Consider the following 24,434-nt stretch of genomic DNA (forward strand, 5'->3'; position numbering starts at 1 on the left):
CGCCCAAGATCACCACTGTAGCGGCGTCGGGATCAGAAGGCTCCGGCGGTGACCGCGATGGCCATCCGGTTTCCGGCGTACTCGGTCACCGTCCACAGCTCGTCGGTGCTGCCGCGGTAGGTCAGATCCTCGTTGCCGATCGGCAGGGAGTCGTAGTTCATCACCACCGATCCACCGGGTGACCAGGTCGCGAGGTCGCCTTCGTTGCTCGCGCCGTCGCTGGTGGACAGGAAGTACCTGCCGTTGAGGCTCAGCGCGCCCTGCATCGAGGTGACGTCGACCCGGTACGCCCAGCTCGCCGTCGCGTCGGTGGTGGAACCGCTGTCGTAGGCCAGTTCGCGGTCGGTGTAGTCGATGTTCCACCGCACGAGGCGGGTGCCGTCGCCGGGGTACGCGTACTCGCCGACCAGGATGCTGTCCGGAGCGGTGGTGCGGTCCAGTGAGACGAACGAGAACGTCAGCGAGGCCGAACCGACCTGGTCGTACGCCAACGCCTGCGGCAGGACGTACTTGTACCCGTAGGCCTGGTAGCTGCCGTCGGACTGGCGTCCGCACGCGGTGGAGCTGGACGTCGAGGTCTGCCACAGGTGGTTCAGGTCGAAGACCCGCAGCCCTTTCGAGGTGTCGGCGATGTAGAGGTAGTGGCCGTACCAGAAGATGCCGCCCGCGTGCACGTTGATCGCCCGGTAGCTGTGTACGCCACCGGAGGTGTAGGGCTCGACGAGCAGCACGTGGCGATACTTCGGGGTCAGCGGGTCGGTGCGGTTCACGAAGCTGACGCGTACGCCTTTCTCCCCGTCGACGCCGGTGGAGTACCAGCTGACGAGCACCGCCTTGCGATCCTCGTAGAGCCCGTCGGCGTACGCGTCGGAGCTGGTCGTGATCCCTTGGGGGGTCCACTCGGCGGTGCCGTCGTCGCCGCTGTCGAAGTGGAATCCGGCGGCGAAGTTCGTGACGAGCCCGGCGCCTTCGCTCGCGGTGATCCGGGTGGCGGTGCGGTTGGCGTCGTCGAGGACGTGCTGGACGGTGACGTTCGGCAGGGCGGCGTCCAGTCCGGCGATGGCGGTCGCGTACGCGCCGGCGCGGCGGCGGAGCTTGAACGCCGTCCGGTCGATGGAGGCGGGGGCGGCGGCGGCCGAGCCGGGCACGATCAGGGCTCCGGCGGCGGCGGCGATCGGGGCGGCCATCAGTCCGTTGAGGACCGATCGGCGAGAGATCAACATTGAAGCACTGTAGTGGATCAATGGATGGCGCACCAGAGTGTCGCGGCCATGAGCCGGCCGTGCCAGGATGGAGGCAATAAATCGATATCAATCTTAGGGAGAAGTGTCGATGTCACGCGCCCACGTGCGATCGCTGCTCACCTGTCTGACCCTCACCCTGGCCCTCACCCCGGCCCTCACCGTGGTGGCGCCCGCACCGGCGCAGGCCGCACCCGTGAGCGTCGGGGTGGGCACGCAGTTCACAGACACGTCCGGCAACCTGGTGCACGCCCACGGCGGCGGCATGATCAAGGTCGGCTCGTACTACTACTGGTTCGGCGAGGACCGCCACTCGGACGGGACGTTCCAGTACGTCTCCGCCTGGCGATCCACCGACCTGAAGACCTGGGAGTTCCGCAGTCACGCGCTGAGCCAGTCGAGCGCGGCGGAGCTGCAGTCGGCCAACATCGAACGGCCGAAGGTGATCTACAACGCCGCGACCGGCAAGTACGTCATGTGGATGCACAAGGAGAACGGCGCCGACTACAGCGAGGCCCGCGCGGCGGTCGCGGTGTCGTCGAGCGTCGAGGGTCCCTATACGTACCTCGGCAGTTTCCGGCCGCTCGGCACGCACATGTCCCGGGACATCACGACCTTCGTGGACGACGACGGGTCGGCGTACATGGTCTCGGCGGCGGCCAACAACGCCAACCTCAACGTCTATCGCCTCACCGCCGACTACACCGCCATCGGCTCGCTGGTCCAGGTGCTGTGGGCCGGCTCCTACCGCGAGGCGCCCGCGCTGTTCAAACGCAACGGCGTCTACTTCCTGCTCACCTCGGCCGCCACCGGCTGGGCGCCGAATCAGCAGCGGTACGCCACCGCCACCAGCATCGCGGGCAGTTGGAGCGCGCTGGCCGACGTCGGCGACTCGACGGCGTACGGCTCGCAGACCGCGTATGTGCTGCCGGTGCAGGGCACCTCCGGCACCTCCTACCTCTATCTCGGGGACCGGTGGGCCGGTGCTTGGGGCGGCCCGGTGATCGACTCCCGCTACGTCTGGCTGCCGCTGACCTTCCCCACGTCGACGAGCCTGAGCATGGCGTACGCCGGAACGCTGACCGTCGACGCCGCGGCCGGAACCGTCGCCGCCACCAGTTCCGGCTGGGAGCGGCTGACCCTGCGCCATTCGGGCCAGTGCCTCGACGTACGCAGCGCCTCGACCGCCAACAACGCCGCGATCACGCAGTACACCTGCAACGGCGGCACGAACCAGCAGTGGCGGGTGCAGTCGATCGGGGGCGGCTACTACCAGGTCGTCGCACGCAACTCGGAGAAGTGCCTGGACGTGACCTCGGGCAGCACCGCCGACGGGGCCGCGCTGATCCAGTACACCTGCGGCACCGGGACCAACCAGCAGTGGTCGCTGGTCTCCTCGGGCGGTTACGTCTCCCTCGTCGCCCGGCACTCCGGCAAGTGCGCCGACCTGCCCAGCTCGTCGACGACGGCGAACACTCAGCTCAAGCAATATCCGTGCAACGGAGGTGCCAACCAGCAGTTCACGCGGACAGCTTTGTGAAGCGCGTACCGCTGTTGGAAGCGCGTGCCGGGTCGGGTCAGCCCGACCCGGCGAGAAGAACCGTCAGCCGCCGTGGCGGCGCAGCCGATGGAACGCGTACGCACACAGCAGGGCGGTGATGGCGGCGTACACGCCGAACTCCCACCACTGGAACGTCCAATAGCGATCGCCCGGCTGGTACGTGACCGCCTGCCGGAAGGTCTGGCCGAGCCGGACGACGCAGTCGTGCATCTGCTGGGCGACCTCGGCCGGGACCGGTCCCGCCGCTTTGCCGCCGCCGTCCTGGCCGATCGTCGGGCAGGTCGAGCGGAAGACCGCGTCGGTGAGCGGCCTGCCGGTCCCGTCGACCACCTCAGCCGATCGGATCCACGCGTTCGGCAGGTCCGGCGGCGGCGGTTGCAGACTCGCCTTCGGGATGCCGAGGAGGATGTTGCCGCCGGAGCCGTACCCGGTGTGATCCGGATCGAGGGCGAACGCCGTCCTCTCCGGCGTGGCGGCCAGCGGCCGGATCCAGCTGGTCACCGCGATCCGCACAGCCAGTACGCCACCGAACGTCAAGGCCATGGCCGGGAGCGTCCGGCGCGTCACCAGACCCAGGGTCAGGCCGGCGGCGAGGGCGAACAGCGCGTACCCGACGGGCACGAGGTCGCGCTGGTCGAAGGTGCCGTAGACGGCGGCTGCCGCCTTGTCCAGCGGTTCCGCCCACCACGTGACGAGCAGGCTCAGCAGCCCGGTGAGCACGACGGTCGCGGTCCCGACGACGAACATCTTCGCTGCGAGCCAGCGCGTCCGGCTGATGCTCTGCGTCCAGACCAGCCGGTGCGTACCGGTCTCCACCTCGCGGGCCACCATGGGCGCGCCCCAGAACGCGCCGACCAGAGCGGGCGTCACGAGGACGACGAGTCCGACCGCCGTGCTCAGTGGCGCGTTGCTGCGGACGAAGGTGACGAGCGCCGGGCAATCGGGGTCGTCCCCGCAGGCCCGATGGGCGGCGGCCGCCGCGGTGGCCAGGTGCGACCGGGTCGCGAGGACCACTGCGGCGAGAGCGAGCAGTCCGATCGCGGCGGCCCACGCCGACGCGCGGAACTGTCGGAGGGCGAGCCTGATCATGAGTTCGGCGTCCTTTCCGCAGCGGCCTGGGTGAGCTGGTCGAGCACGATGCGTTCCACCTCGGCCGGGGAACCGCACACCTCGGCGATGGCGGACGCCAGCCGGACACGGCCGCCCGCGAGCACCACGACATGCGTACAGACGTGGGACAGATCGGCGACCAGATGCGTGGAGAGCACGACGGCGGTGCCCGCGGCCGCAGCGGCTGCCGCTGTCTCGTCGAGGAACGCCCGCCGCGCGAGCGGGTCGAGGGCGGCCACCGGCTCGTCGAGGATCAGCAGGTCGGGCCGCTTCGACAGGGCGATGGTGAGGGCAAGCTGAGCCCGCTGACCCCCGGAGAGCCCACCGGCCCGCTGCCGCAGCGGCAGACCCAGCCGGTCGATCCGGCTTGCCGCGGCGACGGCGTCCCAGCGGCGCGGATTCAGCCCGGCGCCCAGGCTCAGGTGGTCGGCCACGGTGAGCCCGGCGTAGGTCGGCGCGTCCTGTGCGACGAACCCGACGCGACCGGACCGCATCATCGTGGCAGGCGGGCCGCCCAGCACCCGGACCGCGCCTGACGTCGGCGGCAGCAGACCGACGATCATCTGCAACAGGGTGGACTTGCCCGCGCCGTTCGGCCCGACCAGGCCGACGATCGCGCCCTCGGGCACGGCCAGCGTGCAGTCGTGCAACGCCCATCGCCGCCGGTAACGCTTGGCGAGGGCCTCGGTTTCCAGGATCATGCCGTCGAGTTCTACGCGGAACCGGGTGACAGCCCGGTCACACGCCCGCTGTCACCGCGGTGTCACCTGCGGGCTGGCATGCTGGGCCGATGCGAGTACTGGTCGCGGAGGACCACCGGCTGCTCGCCGAGACGATCGGGACCGGGCTGCGCCGTGAAGGCATGGCGGTCGACGTGGTGACCGACGGCGGCGAAGCGTTGCACCGGCTGGACTCCACGGCGTACGACGTGCTGGTGCTCGACCGCGGGCTGCCGATCGTCTCCGGTGACGACGTCTGCCGTCAGGTGGGCGCGCGCGGGCTGCCCGCCCGCGTCCTGATGCTCACCGCGGCGGGCACGCTCACCGACCGAGTCACCGGGCTCGACCTCGGCGCCGACGACTACCTGACCAAACCGTTCGATTTCCCGGAACTGGTCGCCCGGGTACGCGCGCTCGGCCGGCGGTCCGTCGCCCCGGTGCCGCCGGTGTTGCGGGTCGCCGACGTCGAACTCGACCCGGCCCGCCGGACGGTCACCCGGTCCGGCCGGCCGGTGCCGCTCACCGCCAAGGAGTTCACGCTGCTGGCGTATCTGATGGCCCGGCCCGGCCGGGTGGTGTCGGCGGAGGAGCTGCTCGACCACGTCTGGGACGAGGCGGCCAACCCGTTCACCACCACGGTGAAGACCACGCTCGGCCGGCTGCGCGCCAAACTCGGGCCCCCGCCGATCATCACCACGATCCGGGAAGGTGGCTATCGTGTCGGCTGACCGGCCGCGGCTGCGTACGCGGCTCGCTGTGTTCTACGCCCTGACCGCGGTCGGCCTCGGCGCGGGACCCCTGGCCGTGGTCGGCCTCGGCGCCTGGTCCGGCGGATCCACGGAGGAATACGGGTCGCCGCCGGGACCGCCGGACAACACCCTGACCGTGCTGCTCGCCGCACTACTGGGACTGCTCGTGGTCGCCCTCGCCGCCGCTCCGATCGGCTGGCTGCTCGCAGGCCGCGCAGTCCGTCCGCTCCAAGAGCTGACCACCGCCGCCGGGGGCGCGGCCCCGGACCGGCTGCCCGGCCACGGCGAACTCGGGAAATACCAGGAGTACGCCGACCTGTCGGCCACGCTGACCGGCTTGTACGCCCGCCTCGACAGTGCGTACGCCGCCCAGCGACGGTTCGTCGCCGACGCCTCCCACGAGCTGCGTACGCCGTTGACCGTCCAACGTGCCCTGATCCAGGTCAAGCTGGCTGACCCCGAGGCGGACGCGACCTCCCTCCGCGCGGTATGCGAAGAGGTGCTCCGCCTCGGGGATCAGCAGGAGCGGCTGGTCGGAGCCCTGCTGGCGTTGGCGCAGGGGGAGCAGCGCCCGGTGGCCGCCGAACCGGTCGACCTGGCCCGGCTCGCCGCCGACGCGGTGGCCGCCCGCCGCGCCTCCGCCGAGAGCCGAGGCCTGACCGTACGCACGGACATCCGACCGGCGCTGGTGTCCCGGGCCGATCCGACGCAACTGTCCAGCCTGATCGGCAATCTGCTCGACAACGCCGTCAGCTACAACGTGGACAGTGGCCGGATCGACGTCGCGACGCGGTGTGTGGCCGGGCGTACCGTCCTCACCGTGGGCAACACCGGGCCGATCGTGCCGCCCGAAGCGGTCGGCCGGATCCTGCAGCCGTTCCAGCGTCTCGGGCCGTCTCTTCAGGCCGACGGGCCGCAGACTGACCGGCCGCAGACCGATCAGCCGAGTGCTGCGCAGCCGCAGACCGGGAACTCCGGCTTGGGACTGGCGATCGTCCGTGCCATCGCGGGCAGCCATGACGCCGACCTTCACGTTCGCGCCAATGTGGATGGAGGGCTCACCGTCACGGTCGCGTTCCCCGAAACCTGAGTCATTCGACGCGCGGGTGCACCCGGCAGTTGGTGTGGAGGTATCGGGCCGCTCCGTCGGCGAAGTCGTAGATCGCGACCGTCTGCGTGTCCTCGAGTGCGTCGGTCGGTGGCATGAGGAAGTGCGTCTCGCTGACGGGCAGCAGGTCGTAGCGGACGCGGTCCGGTTTGCCGAGGAACTCCGCCTGCATCGGATCCATCACCAGGGTCAGGTGGAGGCGGCCGGCCTCGGCCGACACCTCGAACCGGGCGCCGGGTCGTTCGTAGACGCCCACGTACCGGGCCGGGTCGAGACTCAGGGTCGGGTCGGGCGTGGGCTGCTCCGGGATGGTGACCTCGCCGAGATCGGTGAGGAGGTGGTTGACCACCTCGCGGTAGAAGGCTTCCCGCGGACCGCCGTTGGTGAGCAGCACGATCGCGGTGTTCGACTCCGGCAGGACGCGGAGCCGGGCGTTCTGGCCGATCGTGCTGCCGTCGCTCGCGTACACGGTCTGCCCGTGCCAGTCGCAGACGATGAGGCCGAGCGCCCACTCCGGCCCGAACATGTAGGGGTCCGGCACCGGCACCCGCGACCGCTTCATCTCCCGGACGCTCTCCACTGACAGGATGCGCTTTCCGTTGGGCGCCAAGCCTTCGGTGAGCAGAACGTGTGCCATCGCGAGCACCTCCCGGACCGTCGACGTGACGTTGCCGCCGGGACCGAACGCGCGTGGCAGGTAGTCCACCGGGGTGACGACGGGATCCTGCTCGGGAGCCAGCGTCAGATGGCCGGTCGCCGCCCGCGCCTCGTCCACCTGCTCCCGCCGGCTGTTCGTACTCGTCAGCCCCATCGGCTCGAACAGCCGATCCCGCATGACGTCGTCCCAGCGCTTGCCGTCCCGCACCTCGAGAATGCGGGCGAGCACGGCGTACCCGAGGGCGGCGCTGTAGCCGTGGGTGTGGCCGAGTGGGAAGACCTGCGGTGCGTCGGCGATGCCGTCGACCATGCGCTCGTAGACGTCGTCCTCCTCGCCGGGATCGCCGTACGCCTCCTCGATGCCGCTGGTGTGGTACAGCAGGTGACGCGGGGTCACCCGTGCGCTGACCTCGGGATCGGCGACCGTGAATCCTGGCAGGTGATGGCGTACCGGGGCGTCCAGGTCGACCTTGCCCTCATCGGCCAGTTGCAGGAAGGCCAGCGCGGTCCAGGTCTTCGTCATCGAACCGCACTGGTAGACCGTGTCCGTCGTCGCGGGTTCCCGCGTGAGCACGTTCTTGACGCCGACGGCGACCTCGGTCACCTCGCCGTCCCGCAGTACGCCGATCGCCGCGCTCGGGATGGCGTACTCCGTGAGGAGTCCGGCGACCCGGGCGCGCAACCGGGGCAGGTCGATGGTCATCGGGGGAGTCCGACCGCGTTCGCGGCGTCCGCCTCGAAGTACTCCGTCGTCGCGTACGCCCCGGTGGAGGCCTCGAAGAACTCCCGGACCCCGGCGACGGAGTCGTGGACGATCACGTTCACCGCCTGGGTGCCGTCCTTGCTGGCGACGGCCAGGACCCACTTCGCACCCTTGGGCAGCTTCGAGTGCGCCTTCTTCAGCGCGTTCCAGAACTTGGCGTCGTCCGAGACGGCCGACACGGTCAGCACGTGCATCACGCTCTCCCTTCCTCGCAGCGGTCTTTCCGAATACGGAAAAGCTACGTTGCGTTTTCCAGCAAGGCAACATAGGAACGCGCGAAATGCCTTGCTAGAAGCCAATCGTTGCAACAGAAATGTGAGTGAACGCAATGCCGACCGCGAGCCGTTGCACTGTACTGTGAGTGAACGCAAGGAGAGGAGCCGCCGATGCCAGGAGGCAGGCTGACCCAGGAGGACCGCCGGCAGATCGCGGTCTGGCTCGCCGACGGAATCGGCTACGCCGAGATCGGCCGCCGGCTCGGCCGCCCGACCTCCACGATCAGCCGCGAGGTCGCGCGCAACGGCGTACCCGGGGATTATCTGGCCGAGCACGCACAGCAGGCCGCCGGCGACCGGGCGCGTCGTCGCAAGCCGGCGCGACCGCCCGGACTCGCCGCGGCCGGGAGCGATGCGGTCCGTGAGTTCGTGGAGGAGTTCGCGGTCCTGCTCGCCGCGACCGGCCTACCGCGGATGACCGCCCGGGTGTTCGGCTGCCTGCTCACCGCGGACGCGACCGGCCTGACCGCAGCGGACCTGGTCGGGCGGCTGCACGTGAGCCCGGCGTCGGTGTCGAAGTCGATCGCCTACCTCGAAGCCATGGACCTCGTCGTCCGCCGCCCGGCCGCCGGCCGCCGGGAGCGTTACGTCATCGACGACGACGTCTGGCTTCGAGCCTGGCAGACCGACACCAGCGCGCATGGAGACATCGCGACCGCGACGCGGCGGGGCATCGAGATCTTCGGCGCGGACAGCACCGCCGGCCGGCGGCTCGGGCAGATGGGCCAGTTCTTCGGCCGGCTCAGCGAGCACATGAGCGGCAGTACGCTCGCCGAACCCGTCGTCTACGACGCGTTGACGGTGCTCGCCGCCCTGATGTACGCCGCCCGCCCGCTCACCCCGGCCGAACTGGCCGCCGCGCTCGGCTGGCCGCCGGATCGGGTGACCGCCGCGCTCGACGCGATCGACGGGCAACCCGCGATCGCCGATCCCTTTGCCCTCCAGGCGATCGGCGCTACTTATGCCCTCGTCCCCCGACTCGACCGCCTCAGCTCCGCCCAACGCGAGGCGCTCACGGCGCTCGCACCGCTCAGCTCGTGAGCGCTGTGATCATTGCGTCAGCCATGCTGTTTGAACGGGCAAATCGCCGCGCGAAGCAGCATGGGTGACGCGATGATCATGCGAGGGCGAAGACGACCAGCAGCAGGAACGGGAGCGCGCCGAAGATCCAGCTGGCGACGGCGGTTCCGACCACGACGCCGTGACTCGACCGCCCCGGATCGGACCGCGGGAACAGGCCACCCGCGAGCGCGACGGCGGCGAAGGCCGGCAGCATCGCGATCAGCCAGGCCGCATAGGCGCCTTTCGAGCCGCCGCCCCGGCCGCTGGTGAAGTGGTCCGCGACGACGTCGCCGAAGAACCACGCCAGCGCCGCGACCAGCGCGCCGTGCCCGAGTGCCAGGCCCGCGTTCCGCCAGCCCAGCCGCACCGACCGGCCCACGCCGCGGGCCCAGAACGAGAGCAACACCGTGCCGAGCGGCACGGCGACCGCGTACAGGCAGATCAGGACGTAGCCGATGCCTTGCCATCGGTCCCGCGCGTCGCGGAGCACGGCGACGTCGTCGGCCGCCACGGTCAGCCCGGCGGTGGCGGCCGTGGTCAGGACAAGGGCCGCGATGCTCAAGCTGACGCGCAGGTCACGTCGGTACGCGGGCGCGGGGGTCTCGCTCACGGCAAGATCGTACGCAGCGTCCGCCGCCCGACGAAGAGCCGGTCTTTGCCGACAGAAGCCGCATACCCCCGCATATGCTGAGAAGATACGGGAGTGTCCGACCCGAGCCGACGGCTCCGCTACCGAGCCGGTGCCCGCGACGTACGCGACGCCCTGCTCGGCCTGATTCCGACGGCGTTGGCGCTGCTCGTGGCGTCGTGGCTGGTGGACGGCTTCGAGCTGCGGCCGTGGTGGGCCGCGATCGTGCTCGCCGCCGCGACGGGTGTGGTCGACGCGGTCGCCCGGCCACTGCTCCGCCTGCTGGCCGGCCGCGCGGGTGCGGTCGCCGCCCTGACCGTCGGCCTCGTCGTCCAGCTTCTGGTGCTCTGGGTCGCCGTCGTGATCGTGCCGGGCGCGTCGATGAGCGGTGTGGGCGCGTTCTTCGGCACGTTGTTCGTGGTGGCGATCGTCCTGGCGGTCACCCGCTGGCTGCTCGGCGTGAACGACAGCTCCTACCTGGTGTCCGACCTGATCCGCCGGGGCGCGCGGCGGCATCGGGCGCGGGCCGGCGACGGCGAGGGTGTCGTCGTCGTCCAGATCGACGGGATGCCCTATCCCGTGCTGCGGTTCGGGGTGCTCTCCGGCGACCTGCCGACGCTGGCCCGCTGGGTCCGGTCGGGCAGCCACGACATGACGTCGTGGTGGGCACGCGTACCGTCGACCACCCCGGCGAGCCAGGCCGCCCTGCTGCACGGCACCAACGACGGCATCTGCGCCTTCCGGTGGTACGACAAGGATCTGGGGCGGCTCGTCGTCACCAACCGCCCGGCCGACGCGGCGCTGGTGGAGGAGCGGTTGTCGGACGGGCGAGGCCTGCTCGCCGACGGCGGCGTCAGCGTGTCCAACATGTTCAGCGGCGACGCCGGCACGTCCCTGATGGTGATGAGCCGGGTCTCCGGTACGCAAGGCCTCGGCCCCGGACGGGCGTACCTGCGGTTCTTCGCGAGCCCGTTCGTCTTCGCGCGGGCGCTGGTGCTCACCGTCGGGGAGATGATCAAGGAGCTTTACCAGGGCCGTCAGCAGCGCCTGCGCGGCATCGAACCCCGGATTCGGCGGCACGGTTCCTACGTCGCCCTCCGGGGCGCGACCAACGCCGTCCTCCGGGATCTCAACGTGGCGCTGGTCGCCGAGCACATGATGGCGGGCGCCCCGGTGATCTACGCCGACTTCGTGGACTACGACGAGATCGCCCACCACGCCGGGGTCGCCCGAGCCGAGTCGCTCGACGCGCTGCGCGGGGTGGACCGTGTACTGAGCACATTGGAGCAGGTCGCCGCGGCCGCACCGCGCCGGTACCGATTCGTGGTCCTGTCCGATCACGGCCAGAGCCAAGGCGCCACCTTCCTGCAGCTCACCGGGCGTACGCTCGAAGCCGCCGTGCGGGAACGCATCGGGGCCGCGCCGTCGACCTCGGTGGACGAGACCCAGGCCGTCGAGGCGTGGGGCCCGGTCAACGCCATGCTCACCCAGCTGCTGAGCGTCACGCGTACCACCTCGCAGTGGACCGCTCGCCGCGAACAGCAGGCAGGCGGCGCGGGCATGGTGCTCGGACCTCGCCATGACGTGAGCGTGACCGATCGGCCGGAGCTGGTCGTGGCCGGTTCGGGCAACCTCGGCCTGGTCTGGTTCCCTCGCCTGCCGGGCCGTGTCTCGTGGCGGACGCTGGAGCGAGAGTTCCCGGACCTCGTGCCCGGCCTGCTCGCGGAGCCGGGAGTGGGGTTCGTGGTCGTCGACAGCGAGCGGGGACCGCTGGCGATCGGAGCGGCCGGCGTCCACGTGCTGACCGACGGCGTCGTGGAGGGAACCGATCCGCTGCTGCCGTTCGGCCCGCGCGCCGCCGCGGATCTCGCCCGGGTGGCGGCCATGACGACCGCGCCGGACATCTTCGTGCACTCCACCTTCGACGATCGCACGGGCGAGGTGCACGCGTTCGAGGAGCTGGTCGGCTGCCACGGCGGCCTGGGCGGCTGGCAGAACCACGCCGCGCTCGTGCACCCAGCCGACTGGCCGCTCGACGACGACCTGCTCGATCGCAGCGTCGACGGGGAGGCCCTCCTCTACGGCGCCGACGTCGTGCACCGTCAGCTCGTCCGCTGGCTCGAACGAGGCGGCATCCGCAAACCACCATCCGCGAAAGCGATGGACGCGGGACCGATGGACGCGGGACCGATGGACGCCAAGCCGATGGACGCGGCGTGAGGCTCACCTGGCTGGGTCACTCGGCGGTGCTCGTCGAGGTCCCCGGGCTGCGGCTCCTAGCCGATCCGCTGGTCCGGCGCCGGATCGGCGGCCTCGTCCGCGCCCAGCCCCTGCCGGCGACGGCGGACCGGCTGGCGCGGCACGACCCACCGGTCGACGTCGTCGTCCTCTCGCACCTGCATCACGACCACTGCGACCTCCCGTCGTTGCGGGCGCTGCGGGCGACGACGGTCCTCGCGCCGCCGAAGGCGGGAGGCTGGCTACGCCGCCGCGGCGTCGACGGGGTCGTCGAGGCAACCGTGGGCGACAGTACGCGTCTCGGCGGGGGAGTGACCGTGACCGCCGTCCACGCCGAGCACCAGGGCCGCCGTGAACCGCGAGGACCGTCAGCGGTAGCGGTCGGGCACGTCGTCGACACCCCGGACGGATCGATCTGGCTGGCCGGCGACACCGGACTGCACCCGTCCTTCCGCGGCCTCCGGTACGCCACCCGTACCGGACGGCTCGACGTGGCCGTCGTTCCCGTGTGGGGCTGGGGTCCCACCCTCGGCCCCGGGCATCTGGATCCGCGGACGGCGGCCCGCGCGGCCGTGTTGTCCGGTGCCTCCCACGCGGTCCCGGTGCACTGGGGCACGCTGCACCCCTTCGGAATGCGGCGATTCATGGCAAGCGTGCTGACCCAGCCCGGGCCGCTGTTCGCCGAAGCCCTCTACGGAACCGGAGTCCGGCCGCACGTCCTGCCCGTCGGCGGCCATCTCGACCTGTGATCGGCCGTGTCCGTCGAGCACACCGGACGGCCAGCCGATCAGAGCGGGGGAGGGGCAGTGCTTTCGCGTACCGTCAGCGTCGTGCCCAGTTCGAGCCCGACCTGCGGCGTGCGTTCGCCCCGGCCGAGCGCGAGGGCCAACTCGGTCGCGGCGACGGCCATCTCAGTCAGCGGCTGGTGAATGGTGGTCAGCGGGGGATCGGTCAGCGCCGCGATCGGCAGGTCGTCGAAGCCGACCACGCTGAGATCCGCCGGTACGCGCAACCCCGCCGCCCGAGCGGCCTGGTAGACGCCGAGCGCCTGCAGGTCGTTGCTGGCGAAGATCGCGGTGGGCCGATCCGGCCGGCTCAGCAGAGTCTGCGCCGCCGCGTAGCCACCTTCGCGGGTCAGTTCGGCGTGCACGACCAGGTGCGGCACGAGCAGCCGCCCCGCCGTCTCCAACGCCGCGCGGTATCCGTCGAGCCTGGCACGGCAGTAGAGCTGGTCGCCGGGTCCGGCGATCATGCCGATCTGGCGGTGGCCCAGTTCGAGCAGATGACGGGTCGCCGTTCGCCCGCCGTTCCAGTTGGTGGCCCCGACGAACGGAACGTCCTCAGGCAGTTCGCCGCTCGGGTCGAACACCACGAACGGGATGCCCTGGGCCTTCAACTGGCTGCGCTGCTCGCCGGACAACTGCGCCACCGTGACCACACAGGACGGACGGCGGGCCAGGGCGTCGTCGATCCAGTAGCGGATGGCGCCCCGATGCGGCCCGAACTCGGTCAGCACCACGCCCATGCGGTGCTCCCGGGCGACCCGCTGCACACCGTGGATGATCTGCAGTCCCCACTGGTGTTCCAGCTCGTCGAAGACCAGCTCCATCAGCTTGCTGGGCGTCGGTCCGGTGCTGGGCTTGCGATAGCCGGTCTCGCTGATCACCGCCTCGACCCGGGCCCGGGTGTCGGCCGCGACGCCCCGGCGGCCGTTGATGACCTTGGACACCGTCGGGATCGACACCCCGGCCGACTCGGCGATGTAGGAGATCGTCACGGGCCGGGCGTCGTCGTCGGCTTCGGGCACCTGGCATCCTCCTTCCCCGCCGTGCGCCGGTCCACGGCCGACGTGCTCGTGAACGTGGCTGCGTGGCGGACCGGCGTACGGCGCAAAGGATACTGCTAAACCGGGTCTACGCAGGGCCGGCGATGGGTTCGGCGAGGGGTTCGTAGTCGAACCAGTCGAATCGCACCGTTCCGGCGGCGGCGTACATGCCGATCACCCGGCCGGTGAAGCCACCGGCGACCTCCGTCGACAGGTAGCGGCCGTCGAGCTCGGCCAGCACGTCGAAGACGCCGTCGGCGGACTCGACCCCGAGGCGCAGCACGTCCGGCTCCTTGCACGGAGTCCAGTCACCGGGGTCGGTCGCCGATACGTCGACCCGCAGCCGGATCTCTTTACCCGGCATCGCTTTCGATGCGACAGTGGTGCGTACCGAGCCGAGCCGGGCGAGCACGCTCACCCGGCCGTCGCCCGCCTCGATCTCGTAGTGGTGCCGCTCGTCCAGGCGTACGGCCAGGCCGCCGCGGCCGTCCGTGGTGTCGATCAGGGTCCGCGCCCGGCACGACAGGTGCTGCTGACGGCGGCCGACGAACATCACCTCCGGGTGGTCCAGCGAGTCGCTTCGCGCGCGCAGCGTGAGCCGGCCCTCCGGATCGGACAGCGACCAGTACGCCTCCGGCCGAGAGCGTACGGAGATCCAGCGCGGGTGCAGCCGATCGGCGTCGAAGTCGTCCCGGACGGGCGGTTCGGGGACGGGCGACGGCGGCCACGACGGGACCGTCATGGCCGGGGCGACCTCGCCCACCACCGGCCAGCCGTCCACCCAGCTCACCGGGGCGAGGAAGGTCTCCCGGCCGAGCACATGCCAGCCGGGCGTCCCGCCACGGGGGCGTACGCCGAGCAGCACCAGCCACCACGACCCGTCGGCGGCTTCGACGAGGTCGGCGTGCCCGGTGTTCTGGATCGGCCGGTGCGTGCCCCGATGCGTGAGGATCGGATTGGCCGGGCACGGCTCGAACGGCCCGTCCGGTGCGTGGCCCCGGGCGATCGACACGGCGTGTCCCCGCTCGGTGCCGCCCTCGGCGATCATCAAGTACCAGTAATCGCCGATCCGATAGAGATGCGGGGCCTCCGGGGCCTGGGCTCCGGGCGTACCGGACCACAGCCGCCGCCGCTCGCCGATCACCCGCCCGGTCGCCGGGTCGAGTTCGACCTGGGCCACCCCGGCGGTGGTGCAGAAGCAGCGGCCTTGCTCGTCCCAGGCCAGATCGGGATCGATCCCGGCCACACCGGGCAGCAACGTCGGCTCCGACCAGGGTCCGGCCGGATCGGCCGCGGTGACGAGCAGGTTGCCGACCCCGACGTTGGTCGTGATCAGCCAGAACCGGCCGTCGTGGTGGCGCAGCGTCGGTGCGTATACGCCGGCCGACGACGGCATGTCCGCCGTCAGCATGAGGTGGCTGGACCGGTCCAGGGCGTTGCCGATCTGCTCCCAGTGCACGAGGTCGCGGCTGTGGAACACCGGTACGCCGGGGAAGTACTCGAAGCTCGAACAGGCCAGGTAGTAGTCGTCGCCGACCCGGCAGACGCTGGGATCGGGGTGGAACCCGGCGATGACCGGGTTCGCGAAGGTCTGCTCCGGCCAGGCGCTCGCGGTGGCGGCGCCGGCCGGGGCGGGTTGGGGGGTCGGACTCACGCGCAGAGTTCCTTTCACTGTCCGGTGCCGTGCTTCTCGCGGATGACCTCATAGAACTTGCGAAGCTCGTCGCCGCCCTGCTTGCGCCAGGCGACGACGGCGGCACGGTAGTCGTCGATCGACTTGCGGCCCGACCGCACATCCTTGATGGTGTCCTCGACCTGCTGGCCGATCGAGGCGTACTGGGCGGGCTCGGTGACGTTCATCGCGAAGAACATCGGCCGGACCGCGTGCTTGACCGCGTCCGCCTGCCACGCGGCGTAATCCTGGACGACCTGGGTGAACCCGTTCTTGACCAGCGACACCTGCGGCCCGCTGACGAGGAACTGGTAACTGGTCGCCACGTCCTTGGAACCCCGCTGGGTCAGCACCGGGTTGCCGCCGGTCATCGTGTAGTCGACGTCCGCCGCGCCGAAGTTGACCAGCAGATACTCCTTCGACCCGTACGGCGCGGCGAGGAAGTTCGCGATGGCCAGCGCCTCGCGGATCTGCTTGTCGGACAGCTTCCTGTTCAGGTAGCTGAACCAGCCCGCGCCGGGGCCGAGCTGGATCTGCGGCGTACCGCCGTTGGCGCTGAAGACCTTGACCAGCTGGCGGCTGTACGCCGGATTCGCCGCGGTGCCGCCCTTGTGGTCGTCGCCGTCCATCGCGCCGGTGCCGCCCGCGCCGATGGCGACCTTGCCGCTCCAGAACCGCTGCTGGCCGTTGCCGGTGTTGCCGGCGAGCGCGTCCGGGTGGACGTAGCCGGCCTTGGCGAGCCGGGCCGCGAACGACATCGCCTCGACGATCCCGTCGGTCTCGTACTGGTGGACCAGCTTGCCGTCCGGTCCGGGATTCCAGGTGCTGACCACACCGTACGGGAAGAGCAGAAACGGCCACAGGTCGTCGAAGGCCCAGCGACCCGCATTCGCATCCGTCAGCTGCTTGCCGGCCGCGAACAGGTCGTCGGCCGACTTCAGGTCCGGCGAGACCCCGGCGGCTTCGAGCAGGTCTTTGCGGTAGAACAGATATCCCGGGAAGTTGTTCGGCGAGGAGAACGACGGGATGCCGTAGAGCTTGCCGTTCCACACCCCGGCCTGCCACGCCGCCGACGGGATGTTGGCCAGGTTCGGGTACTGGGCGACGTTGTCGCCGGACAGATACGGGGTCAGGTCGACGAACTGCTCGACCGCCGTGCCGAGGTTCAGCTTCTGGTTGCCCCAGGACGGGATCTGGAGCCAGTCGGGCAGTTTGCCCGCCGCGAACAACGCCGGCAGGGTGTCCACATAGGTGTTTCCGTCGGCGGGCTGCATCGTCATCGTCGAACCGAGGGCGGCGTTGACCGCGTCGTAGTAGGTGTTGCCGCTCGACGGTGGAATGGCGCCCCACAACGGCGTACGCGTGGAGAAGACGCCGCCTGCCCCCGGTTTCGCGGCGACCGTCTGGGCCGGATTGGCGGGATAGCTGAGGAAGGCCGGATCGGACGCGGCGCCGGCGGCGCCGGTGACGCTGGGGATGTCCGGCGTGACCGAGGTGCTCGGGATGTACTTGGGCAGAGCCCGCTTGAGCTCGTCGGCGCCGGTCGTGCCCGGGGCGTTGGTCTTGTCGCCCGGACCGCAGGCGGTCAGGCCGCCGGTCGTCAGCGCACCGGCGACGGCCGCCGCACCGGTGAGGACGGCCCGCCGGGAAAGTCGCGTTGTCCTGGGGAACCACGTCATGGGAAACCACCTTGAGAAAGAGGGGGGCCGGTGGCGGCCTGGCAAGACCCAAGCCGGGCCGCCACCGGCAGCTGAGGAGGTCGGCCCGTCCCGGCCGGGTGTCAGCCGGTCGCGGGGCGAGCCGTTGAGGGTTCAGCCGGTCGTGCAGGGCGAACCGTTGAGGGCGAAGCTCGTCGGGCTGGCGTCGCCGGCGGTCCAGGTGCCGGTGAAGCCGAACGACTGCGAGCCGCCCGCCGGAATCGTGGCGTTGTACGCGGCGTCGACCGCCGTGACCGTGGCCCCGGATTGGGTGACCGTGGCGTTCCAGGCGTTGCCGACCCGGGTGTCGCCCGGGAACGTCCAGGTGAGCCGCCAGCCGGTGATCGCGCTGCTCCCGGTGTTGGCGACGGTCACGTTCGCCACGAGTCCGCCGGGCCACTCGCTCGACTTCACGTACGCCACCCGGCACGAGCCGCCCTGACTCGGACTCGTGCTCGGTGACGCGGAGGCCGAGGCGGAGGCCGACGCCGACGCGCTGGGACTGGTGCCCGTCCCCGGGTGCAGCTGCACCACGACGATCGAGTACGCCGGCACGGTCTGCGTCCCGGAGCTGCCGGTCGTGGCCGATCCGATGCCGGACGCGTTCTTCAGGTACGAGTAGACCGTCGGGCTGCCCGCCGCCGCGGTGAACCCACTGTAGGACAGGCCCACGGTCACGTCGTTGTTCGGATCCTTGTTGATCAGCATGACCGACAGGTCGCCGTTGGCGCGCTTGACCGCATGCGCCGACAACAGCGACGACGAGCTGGTGGCCTGGACGAGCGAGTCGCCCGGGGCGAACAGCTTCGTCATCAGCTGGATGCCGTAGTACGGCGCGAACGGCGTGTTCGCCGCCGGTTCGCAGGAGGCGCCGCTGGAGACCACGCCGCCGTCGTTGTAGTCGGTCGCGCCCTGGATCGTGGTGACCTTGCTGCAGTCGGTCCCGTTACGCAGGTTCCACCAGTCCATGGTGAACGCGCCGTTCTCCAACCAGGTCAGGTAGGTGTCCGGGGCGTACAGTCCGGCCGGGGAGGTGTCGACTGCGTACTGCGAGTTGCCCTCGGTCACCGCGATCCCGACGTTCGGCGCGTTCGTGCCCGCGTACTGGGCGATCAGCGTACGCAGCGCGCTGGTCATCGCCGGGATCTCCGCCTGCGGCTTGCCCAGCAGCTCGGCTTCGCTGGTGCTGTACGGGTAGTGGTGCACGATCACGTAGTCGATGCGCGGCCCGGCGATCGACAGCACGGTGTGGTTCCAGTCCATGGTGTCGCCAGGGCCGATCACTCCGTCTGGCCAGTTGTTCGGCGTCGTCAGCACTGCGCCGATCTTGATGGTCGGGTCGACCGCCTTCATCGCGGTGATGAACTGCAGCAGATTTGTCGCGTACGCCGCCGGGCTCTTGTCGGCGTGGTTGTCGGTCTCCCACTTCGCGCCGTAGTGACCGTTGCCGTACAGCTCGTTGCCGATCTCCCAGTACTTGATGCCGTAGCCCTTGGTGACGTTGGCGTAGCGGACCCAGTCGGCGGCCTCCTGCGGGGTGCCGGAGCCGTAGTTCGCGGTGATGATCGGCTGAGCGCCGGCCGCCTTCACCGTCGCGACGTACTGGTCGAACTCGGTGTTCGGCGCGACGTAGCCGCCCCCTTCGACGGTGTGCGTCTGCCAGTGGTAGCCGTCGGCGTACCCGCCGCCGGGGTAGCGCACGAGTTTCATGCCCGCCGCGGCGAGCAGCTGCGTCGTCTCGGGGGTGTTCATCCGGCCGTCCCACACGGCCACGTTCATCCCGACGGCTTCGGCGGGAACAGTGGCCAGGCGCTGACCGGCGTTGACGGACACGGTCGCCGCCGTCGCGGCGGCTGCGGGCAGGGTCATCGCGGCGGCGGTTCCCGCGGCGATCACCAGGACGGCGAGGACGGGAGCTAAAGACCTTCGGAGGTTCGTGGAGCCGGACATGGGGCCTCCCAAACGAGAAATGGGCGTTTCTCGGCTTCGGACGGTCGAGGGGCACGGCGTTGTGTCCAATTAGGGGTTAATGCCTGGAAACTTTCTCGACATCAGTCCGATAGTTTCTGGAGAGTAGTGTCGCCGCCCCGCCGCGTCAACGCGTTCCACTGAGGACGTCCCGAAACCCCTGGCGCGGCGGGGTCCGGGTCCCTACGCTTGGCGCCCATGACGCCCTTCGATCTGACGACCGGCACCGACGACGACTGGGCGGACATCTACCGGCTGCACGCGGACCATCGCACCCAGGCGGCGCCGGCCGAGTCCATCACCACCGAGGCCGACTACCGCGCCCGGCTCAGCTGCCTGCCGCCCTCGGAACGCCCCGCCGCCTGGGCCCATCGCGCCCCCACCGGCCACATCGTGGCGTTCGCTTGGGCGGTCCTCCGCTCCACGAGCACCGTCTGGGTCTCGGACCTGATCGTCGCGCCCGAGCACCGCCGCCAGGGTCACGGCCGCGCGTTGTTCAGGCTCATCAAGGGGTACGCCGAGAGCAACGGCTGTCGTACGGTGGCCGGTTCGGTGCTCACCGAGCCGGGCCGGGCCTTCGTCGCCGCCCTCGGCGGGCGCGAGTCCAATCGCAGCCGCCGCAGCGTCTGGCGCCCGCCGCTGGACCCGGACCTGCGCCGCGACCTCCCGGACGGCTACCACCTGCGATCATGGATCGGCGGCGCTCCGGACGATCTGCTCGACTCCTTCGTTCGCGCCCGAGCGGCGATCAACGACGCGCCCCGCGACGCCGCGATCGCCCCCGATCTCTGGACGCCCGACCGCCTCCGCGAAGTCGAGCAAGCAGCCGCCGAGCGGGGCAACGAAGTACGGGTCACCGCCGCCCTCACCGCCGACGGGACGGTGGCGGGCTTCACCGATCTCCGCGTGGCCGGCACTCAGGCCAAGGTCGATGACACCGCCGTGCTCGCCGACCACCGCAACCGGGGCCTCGCCCACGCCGTGAAGTACGAGTCGCTCCGCCTCCTCGTCGCCGACCATCCGACGGTCACCACCGTCTCCACCAGCAACGACGCCACGAATACGGCGATGATCGCCGTGAACACCAAACTGGGCTTCACCGAGACGGCGATCTGGACCCACGTGCTCGTCGCCGTGTGACGCGCAGCTCGCCGATCAGGTTCTCGACCCGGTCGCGGATGTCGTCGCGGATGATGCGGACGGCGTCGAGGCGTTGCCCGGCGGGGTCGTCGAGGACTCAGTCCTCATGCCGTTCTGCTCGAAGCCCGGCGGTCGAGGTCGGCGAACGGCAGCGGGCAGCGGTCGGTGGTAGCGCAGGCGGCCAGGTCGTCGCAGCCCGCGTCGAGCGCAGTACGCAGGCTGGCCGCGACGACCTGGAGGTCGGCGATCTTCGCCTCGATCTCGATGAGCTTGGCCGACGCCCGGCGCTGCAGACCGGCGTCCGCCCGACGGCTGTGCCGGTGGGTGCCGAGGTCGACCAGGTCGGCGACCTCGGCCAGGGTGAAGCCCAGGCGCTGCGCAATTTTGATGACACGCAGGGTGGTCAGCGCTTCGGGCGGGTAGAGCCGGTGACCGCCGGGACTGCGAGTCGGTTCGGCCAACAGCCCCCGGCGTTCGTAGTACCGGAGAGTCTGCGGGTTCACCCCGGCCGCCTCGGCGAGTTCGCCACTGCGAAGCGGACTCACGCTCGGCTCCCAACGGCCGCCGCCCGCGCTTCGAGCGCGTCGAGCACGTCGACGTGGCCGCTGGGGACCTCGACGTCGAGGCGTACGACACCGGGCTCAGGAGTGGCGACGGTGAAGGTGAAGAACGAACAGCATCGCGTCTCGCGGGCGGCGAGGTCGCGTACGGCGTCCGCCAGGCTGTCGTCGGCCGGGCTGGCGTCCGCTGGTTCGGTGCTACAGGCCAAGGTGAGACGCAGACGCGTCGGCGTACGGCGTTCCGCATGGCGCAGCGAGGCGGCGAACAACGCGTCGAACTCGGCCACTCGCAGGGGCTGCTCGGCGGTCGGCAAGGTGCACGCGTCCGGCACCCAGCCCAGCTCGGCAGGGGTCTCGTTCATCTTCTGACGGTAAACCCGTACCCGGGTACCGGATGCAAGCCGCGGGGGAGCCCGGCGAAAAGGGGCATGGCGCGAAAAGGCATGGCGGAATCCCGTCGATCCGGGCACCATGGGCTTATGGCTACTTCTGGCAGCTCCGTGCACGTGGGCGTCGACCTGTGATCACCCGTCGACGTATCCGTTGGAGCACCAGGAGACATCTTGACCACCACAGACATGACATCGAACCCTGCCCTGGAGATCGCCTGCGACGAGTCGGGCTGGGAAGGTAGCAACTTCGCCGCGGCGAATTCCGACCTCATCGCGTACGCGAGCGTCCGGCTGTCCGTCGAGGACGCCGAGGAGTGCGTCCGGCTGCTCCGCGGCCGAGCCGAACGGCATCGTCACGAGTTCAAGGCCGGCCATCTGATCCGCAGCACGAACGGCTCCGGTCTCGCCGCGTTCCTGGGCCCGGAGGGCCCTGTGCACGGCCGGGCTCGCGTCCACCTGACCCACAAGTCCTGCTTCATCATCGGCCGAGTGCTCGACATCTTCCTCGGCGACTTCGCCGATACGGCGAGCCTGGGTCTGCGCCCCGACCCCCGCCTCGCGAGCCACGCGACCGAGCTGTGCCGCTCCGGCCGCGAAGTCTTCGGCCCCCAGCGCTGGCAGGGATTCCTCGCCGCCACCAACCTCGTGCTGCGGGAGAACCGCCACCCCAAGGTGCACGCCCCGGTCGACGCCTTCTTCGAGCAGGTCGACGCGCTCCGAGAGACAGCACAGCAGACCGTCGGCGGCTGGATCGCCGAGATTCTGGACGAGCTGGCCGACGCCCGGCCCGACGGCTACACCGCGCGCATACGCCTGCTCGACAATCACGTTCTGCAACCAGTCCTGGAGCCATTGCTCCCAGCATTGGCGCGCACCGTGCTCCACTGGAGCGGCGGTACGCAACCGATCGCGATCGTCCACGACGAGCAGTCCGCCCTGACCGAGCGACGAATCCAGCGGCTGGAACAGGTGCTGGCGACACCACCGCTGGAGCTGATCAGCCCGCCCGCCACCGGTCCGTTCCTCCGGTTCCGGCAGACCGATTCGCGAACCGAACCCCGAGTCCAGGTCGCCGACGTCCTGGCCGGAGTAACCCGCACGATCGCCTCCGGCGGCGCACACAGCGCTGCCCATCCGGAGCTGGCCGAGCTGCTCGAGCCCTACCTCGATCCAGCCTCATGCTGGTGCGGTTGGCCGGCCGGCCGAACGGTCTGACCGCAGCAGTCCCCGGCATCATTCGCCTGCGTATGCGTTCAGCAGCCGCTTCGCGCATACGCAGGCTTCCCAGCGCGTCTCGACGAAGGTGTCGCCGTTGTGTGCCCTCGGTATGCGATTTCTGCCCGTTTCTGGGGATCATTCGCCGTGGGTGTGCGCTCTGGCCCGGTTTTGCGCATTGGGAGGGTGAATGTCGTCGCGACCCGGCCTCAGATCGCAGATGTAGGGCGCATTGCGGCGGTTGCGCGGCTGGCGCGTCAGCATCTTCGGTGGAGGGTGTTGCGGACGGGCCTTCGTTGTGGGTCGATGAAGGTGGGTGGGAGGAATTCGGGGAAGCCGTCGGGTCGGATGCGTACTTGCCAGTGTCCGTGGTGGATTTCGCGATGGTGGAAGCCGCAGAGCAGGACGCTGTTGGCCAGGCAGGTGTTTCCGCCGTCTGCCCATGCCTTGAGGTGATGACCGTGGCACCACTGGGGTGGCCGGTCGCATCCTGGGAACGCGCATCCCTTGTCGCGCAGCACGAGTGCCCGCCGGAGTGGTCCGTCGATGAGGCGTCGGGCGCGGCCGATGTCGAGGATTTGGCCGTCGCCGCCGAGTACGGCGGGGATGATCATGGCGTCGCAGGCCAGCCGCCGCACCGTCTCGGGGGTGAGCAGGTCGCCAGTGTCCAGGAGGCCGGCGCCGACTTTGGCTTGCAGGGCGTCCCAGGGCAGGGTGACCGTGAGGTGTGGTTTCTCGCCACCGTTGTCGGGTAGCTCTGCGGCGTTGAGGATCCGCTGGCACAGCTCGATCAGCGCGTCAGCCCGCCTTGCACCGGCCGAACGCAGATCCGCCTCGCCCGGCAGTGCCCGGCCAGCTGGTCCCGCAGCACCGTTTCTGCCCGCGCCGCCTCCGCCCGCGTCGCCTTCCCAGCCCGCGCCGCCGTCTCCGCTCGCGTTGCCGTTGCCTCTGCCGTTGCGGCTCGCGCTGCCGCCTCCGCTCGGGCCGCCTCCGCTCGCGCCGCCGTTCCAGCTCACGCCGCCGTTCCAGCTCGCGCCGCCGTTGCCGCTTGCGCCACCGGGACCGGCGAACGCGCCGCTCGCGCGACCGGCAGCGGCGCGGTCGCCGGAAGCAGATGCGGATGTGGCTGCGGCGGTCGGGGCGGGTTTGCGGGGCGCGGACAGCGGGTCGAGGGCGGTCCGGACGATCGCGGCCATCTCCGCGTCGAGGACACCGCGTACGCGGTATTCGCCGTCGCCGTAGGGGACGAGGGTGAAGTCGCGCCGATCGTGGGCGGATCGTTCGGCTCGTTCCAACTCCCGGCGCAGGCGTTCCTCGGCGATCTCGGGTGCGACCATCTCCAGGATCTGCGACCGGTGCTTCTCCAGCACCTCCGGGCGGAGGCGATCGTCGACAGCCAGCCGAGTCAGCGCGTCGGCGGCCTTCGCCTTTCCCACCTCGCCGACTGCGGAGGGCAGATCGTGGACGGTCTTGGCGATGACCCGCGCCTGCTCCACGTTCACCCGGCCATCCGAAAGCGCCGACTCCACCACGGGAACCGCGGGCAGCATCGACGCCAACGAGGTCCACGCGCGGGCGTCCTTATCCCGCATCGCCAGCAGGAACGTCAGCCAGTTCACCGTCCCCGTCGCACCCGCGTTATACGGAACCTCACGCCCGTCCGCGGTAGCGATCAACGCCGCCAACCGACCCGACAGACGTTGAATCAACGCGAACGTACGCCGGACTTCGTCGGTGATCTCGGCGTCCGAAAGCGTCCACAGGGGACCGGCGAGCAGCTCGGCGACATCCGCCTCCACCTGCGCCAACACCCCGTTCACAGGCCAACATTAGAACGAAGGTACGACACCTTCC

General features: G+C 70.4%; 21 protein-coding genes. 8 read left to right on the top strand and 13 right to left on the bottom strand.

Going from position 1 to position 24,434, the window contains the following annotated elements; translation table 11 throughout:
- Positions 1-32: 32 nt before the first annotated feature.
- Positions 33-1,223 carry a hypothetical protein gene (locus AB0H43_RS28200; protein ID WP_360004141.1) on the bottom strand — a complete coding sequence of 397 codons (1,191 nt, stop codon included), beginning with the start codon at positions 1,221-1,223 and terminating at the stop codon, positions 33-35.
- A gap of 109 nt (positions 1,224-1,332) precedes the next feature.
- On the opposite strand from AB0H43_RS28200, the gene AB0H43_RS28205 reads away from it, so the two are divergent.
- Positions 1,333-2,781 (top strand): RICIN domain-containing protein, encoded by a 1,449-nt coding sequence (locus AB0H43_RS28205; protein ID WP_360004143.1) that lies wholly within the window; start codon positions 1,333-1,335, stop codon positions 2,779-2,781.
- A gap of 63 nt (positions 2,782-2,844) precedes the next feature.
- Here AB0H43_RS28205 and AB0H43_RS28210 read toward each other — a convergent pair whose 3' ends face one another.
- Together AB0H43_RS28210 and AB0H43_RS28215 are read right to left on the bottom strand one after the other, a co-directional pair.
- The gene (locus AB0H43_RS28210) at positions 2,845-3,891 is read right to left on the bottom strand and encodes a hypothetical protein (RefSeq protein WP_360004145.1); all 1,047 of its coding nucleotides are present in this window, start codon (positions 3,889-3,891) and stop codon (positions 2,845-2,847) included.
- A complete protein-coding gene (locus tag AB0H43_RS28215) occupies positions 3,888-4,613 on the bottom strand; it encodes an ABC transporter ATP-binding protein (RefSeq protein WP_360004146.1) in 726 nt (241 codons plus the stop codon). Before AB0H43_RS28215 ends, AB0H43_RS28210 begins: the two co-directional genes overlap by 4 nt.
- A gap of 89 nt (positions 4,614-4,702) precedes the next feature.
- Between AB0H43_RS28215 and AB0H43_RS28220 the strand changes: the two genes are divergently transcribed.
- Positions 4,703-5,359 carry a response regulator transcription factor gene (locus AB0H43_RS28220; RefSeq protein WP_360004148.1) on the top strand — a complete coding sequence of 219 codons (657 nt, stop codon included), beginning with the start codon at positions 4,703-4,705 and terminating at the stop codon, positions 5,357-5,359.
- Positions 5,349-6,470: a HAMP domain-containing sensor histidine kinase gene (locus AB0H43_RS28225; RefSeq protein WP_360004149.1), complete on the top strand. Its 1,122-nt coding sequence runs from the start codon at positions 5,349-5,351 to the stop codon at positions 6,468-6,470. Before AB0H43_RS28220 ends, AB0H43_RS28225 begins: the two co-directional genes overlap by 11 nt.
- A gap of 1 nt (position 6,471) precedes the next feature.
- Here the strand turns inward: AB0H43_RS28225 and AB0H43_RS28230 are convergent, their stop codons facing one another.
- Both AB0H43_RS28230 and AB0H43_RS28235 read right to left on the bottom strand, forming a co-directional pair.
- On the bottom strand, positions 6,472-7,848 hold the full coding sequence (locus AB0H43_RS28230; RefSeq protein WP_360004151.1) for a serine hydrolase domain-containing protein: 1,377 nt from the start codon (positions 7,846-7,848) through the stop codon (positions 6,472-6,474).
- The gene (locus AB0H43_RS28235) at positions 7,845-8,102 is read right to left on the bottom strand and encodes a hypothetical protein (RefSeq protein ID WP_360004152.1); all 258 of its coding nucleotides are present in this window, start codon (positions 8,100-8,102) and stop codon (positions 7,845-7,847) included. The genes AB0H43_RS28230 and AB0H43_RS28235 overlap by 4 nt, the downstream gene beginning before the upstream one ends.
- Positions 8,103-8,294: 192 nt before the next feature.
- Here AB0H43_RS28235 and AB0H43_RS28240 point away from each other — a divergent pair, with 192 nt between their 5' ends.
- Complete coding sequence (locus AB0H43_RS28240; RefSeq protein WP_360004154.1) at positions 8,295-9,224, top strand: MarR family transcriptional regulator; 930 nt, start codon at positions 8,295-8,297, stop codon at positions 9,222-9,224.
- Between the two features lie 76 nt (positions 9,225-9,300).
- Here the strand turns inward: AB0H43_RS28240 and AB0H43_RS28245 are convergent, their stop codons facing one another.
- Positions 9,301-9,855, bottom strand: a complete 555-nt coding sequence (locus AB0H43_RS28245; RefSeq protein ID WP_360004155.1) for a hypothetical protein — start codon at positions 9,853-9,855, stop codon at positions 9,301-9,303.
- A gap of 93 nt (positions 9,856-9,948) precedes the next feature.
- Here AB0H43_RS28245 and AB0H43_RS28250 point away from each other — a divergent pair, with 93 nt between their 5' ends.
- Both AB0H43_RS28250 and AB0H43_RS28255 read left to right on the top strand, forming a co-directional pair.
- Positions 9,949-12,093, top strand: a complete 2,145-nt coding sequence (locus AB0H43_RS28250) for a phage holin family protein (RefSeq protein WP_360004156.1) — start codon at positions 9,949-9,951, stop codon at positions 12,091-12,093.
- Positions 12,090-12,860 carry an MBL fold metallo-hydrolase gene (locus AB0H43_RS28255; RefSeq protein WP_360004158.1) on the top strand — a complete coding sequence of 257 codons (771 nt, stop codon included), beginning with the start codon at positions 12,090-12,092 and terminating at the stop codon, positions 12,858-12,860. Before AB0H43_RS28250 ends, AB0H43_RS28255 begins: the two co-directional genes overlap by 4 nt.
- A gap of 38 nt (positions 12,861-12,898) precedes the next feature.
- Here AB0H43_RS28255 and AB0H43_RS28260 read toward each other — a convergent pair whose 3' ends face one another.
- The 4 genes from AB0H43_RS28260 to AB0H43_RS28275 form a co-directional block, all read right to left on the bottom strand.
- Entirely contained in the window at positions 12,899-13,918 is a 1,020-nt protein-coding gene (locus AB0H43_RS28260) for a LacI family DNA-binding transcriptional regulator (protein ID WP_360004160.1), read from the bottom strand.
- Positions 13,919-14,024: 106 nt separating this feature from the next.
- Positions 14,025-15,590, bottom strand: a complete 1,566-nt coding sequence (locus tag AB0H43_RS28265; RefSeq protein ID WP_360004161.1) for a glycoside hydrolase family 43 protein — start codon at positions 15,588-15,590, stop codon at positions 14,025-14,027.
- Between the two features lie 14 nt (positions 15,591-15,604).
- Positions 15,605-17,287, bottom strand: a complete 1,683-nt coding sequence (locus AB0H43_RS28270) for a hypothetical protein (protein ID WP_360004163.1) — start codon at positions 17,285-17,287, stop codon at positions 15,605-15,607.
- Between the two features lie 132 nt (positions 17,288-17,419).
- Entirely contained in the window at positions 17,420-19,255 is a 1,836-nt protein-coding gene (locus tag AB0H43_RS28275; RefSeq protein ID WP_360004164.1) for a cellulose binding domain-containing protein, read from the bottom strand.
- A gap of 216 nt (positions 19,256-19,471) precedes the next feature.
- Here AB0H43_RS28275 and AB0H43_RS28280 point away from each other — a divergent pair, with 216 nt between their 5' ends.
- Positions 19,472-20,413, top strand: coding sequence for a GNAT family N-acetyltransferase (locus tag AB0H43_RS28280; protein ID WP_360004166.1), 942 nt, complete (start codon positions 19,472-19,474; stop codon positions 20,411-20,413).
- Positions 20,414-20,517: 104 nt separating this feature from the next.
- Here the strand turns inward: AB0H43_RS28280 and AB0H43_RS28285 are convergent, their stop codons facing one another.
- The gene (locus tag AB0H43_RS28285; RefSeq protein WP_360004168.1) at positions 20,518-20,958 is read right to left on the bottom strand and encodes a MerR family transcriptional regulator; all 441 of its coding nucleotides are present in this window, start codon (positions 20,956-20,958) and stop codon (positions 20,518-20,520) included.
- Positions 20,955-21,335 (bottom strand): hypothetical protein, encoded by a 381-nt coding sequence (locus AB0H43_RS28290; protein ID WP_360004170.1) that lies wholly within the window; start codon positions 21,333-21,335, stop codon positions 20,955-20,957. The genes AB0H43_RS28285 and AB0H43_RS28290 overlap by 4 nt, the downstream gene beginning before the upstream one ends.
- A 216-nt stretch (positions 21,336-21,551) precedes the next feature.
- On the opposite strand from AB0H43_RS28290, the gene AB0H43_RS28295 reads away from it, so the two are divergent.
- Positions 21,552-22,580: a hypothetical protein gene (locus tag AB0H43_RS28295; protein ID WP_360004172.1), complete on the top strand. Its 1,029-nt coding sequence runs from the start codon at positions 21,552-21,554 to the stop codon at positions 22,578-22,580.
- Positions 22,581-22,837: 257 nt separating this feature from the next.
- Here the strand turns inward: AB0H43_RS28295 and AB0H43_RS28300 are convergent, their stop codons facing one another.
- Positions 22,838-24,400 (bottom strand): DUF222 domain-containing protein, encoded by a 1,563-nt coding sequence (locus AB0H43_RS28300; RefSeq protein WP_360004174.1) that lies wholly within the window; start codon positions 24,398-24,400, stop codon positions 22,838-22,840.
- Positions 24,401-24,434 lie beyond the last annotated feature (34 nt).

The organism is Hamadaea sp. NPDC050747 (genome assembly GCF_040654195.1).
Taxonomy (GTDB): Bacteria; Actinomycetota; Actinomycetes; order Mycobacteriales; family Micromonosporaceae; genus Hamadaea.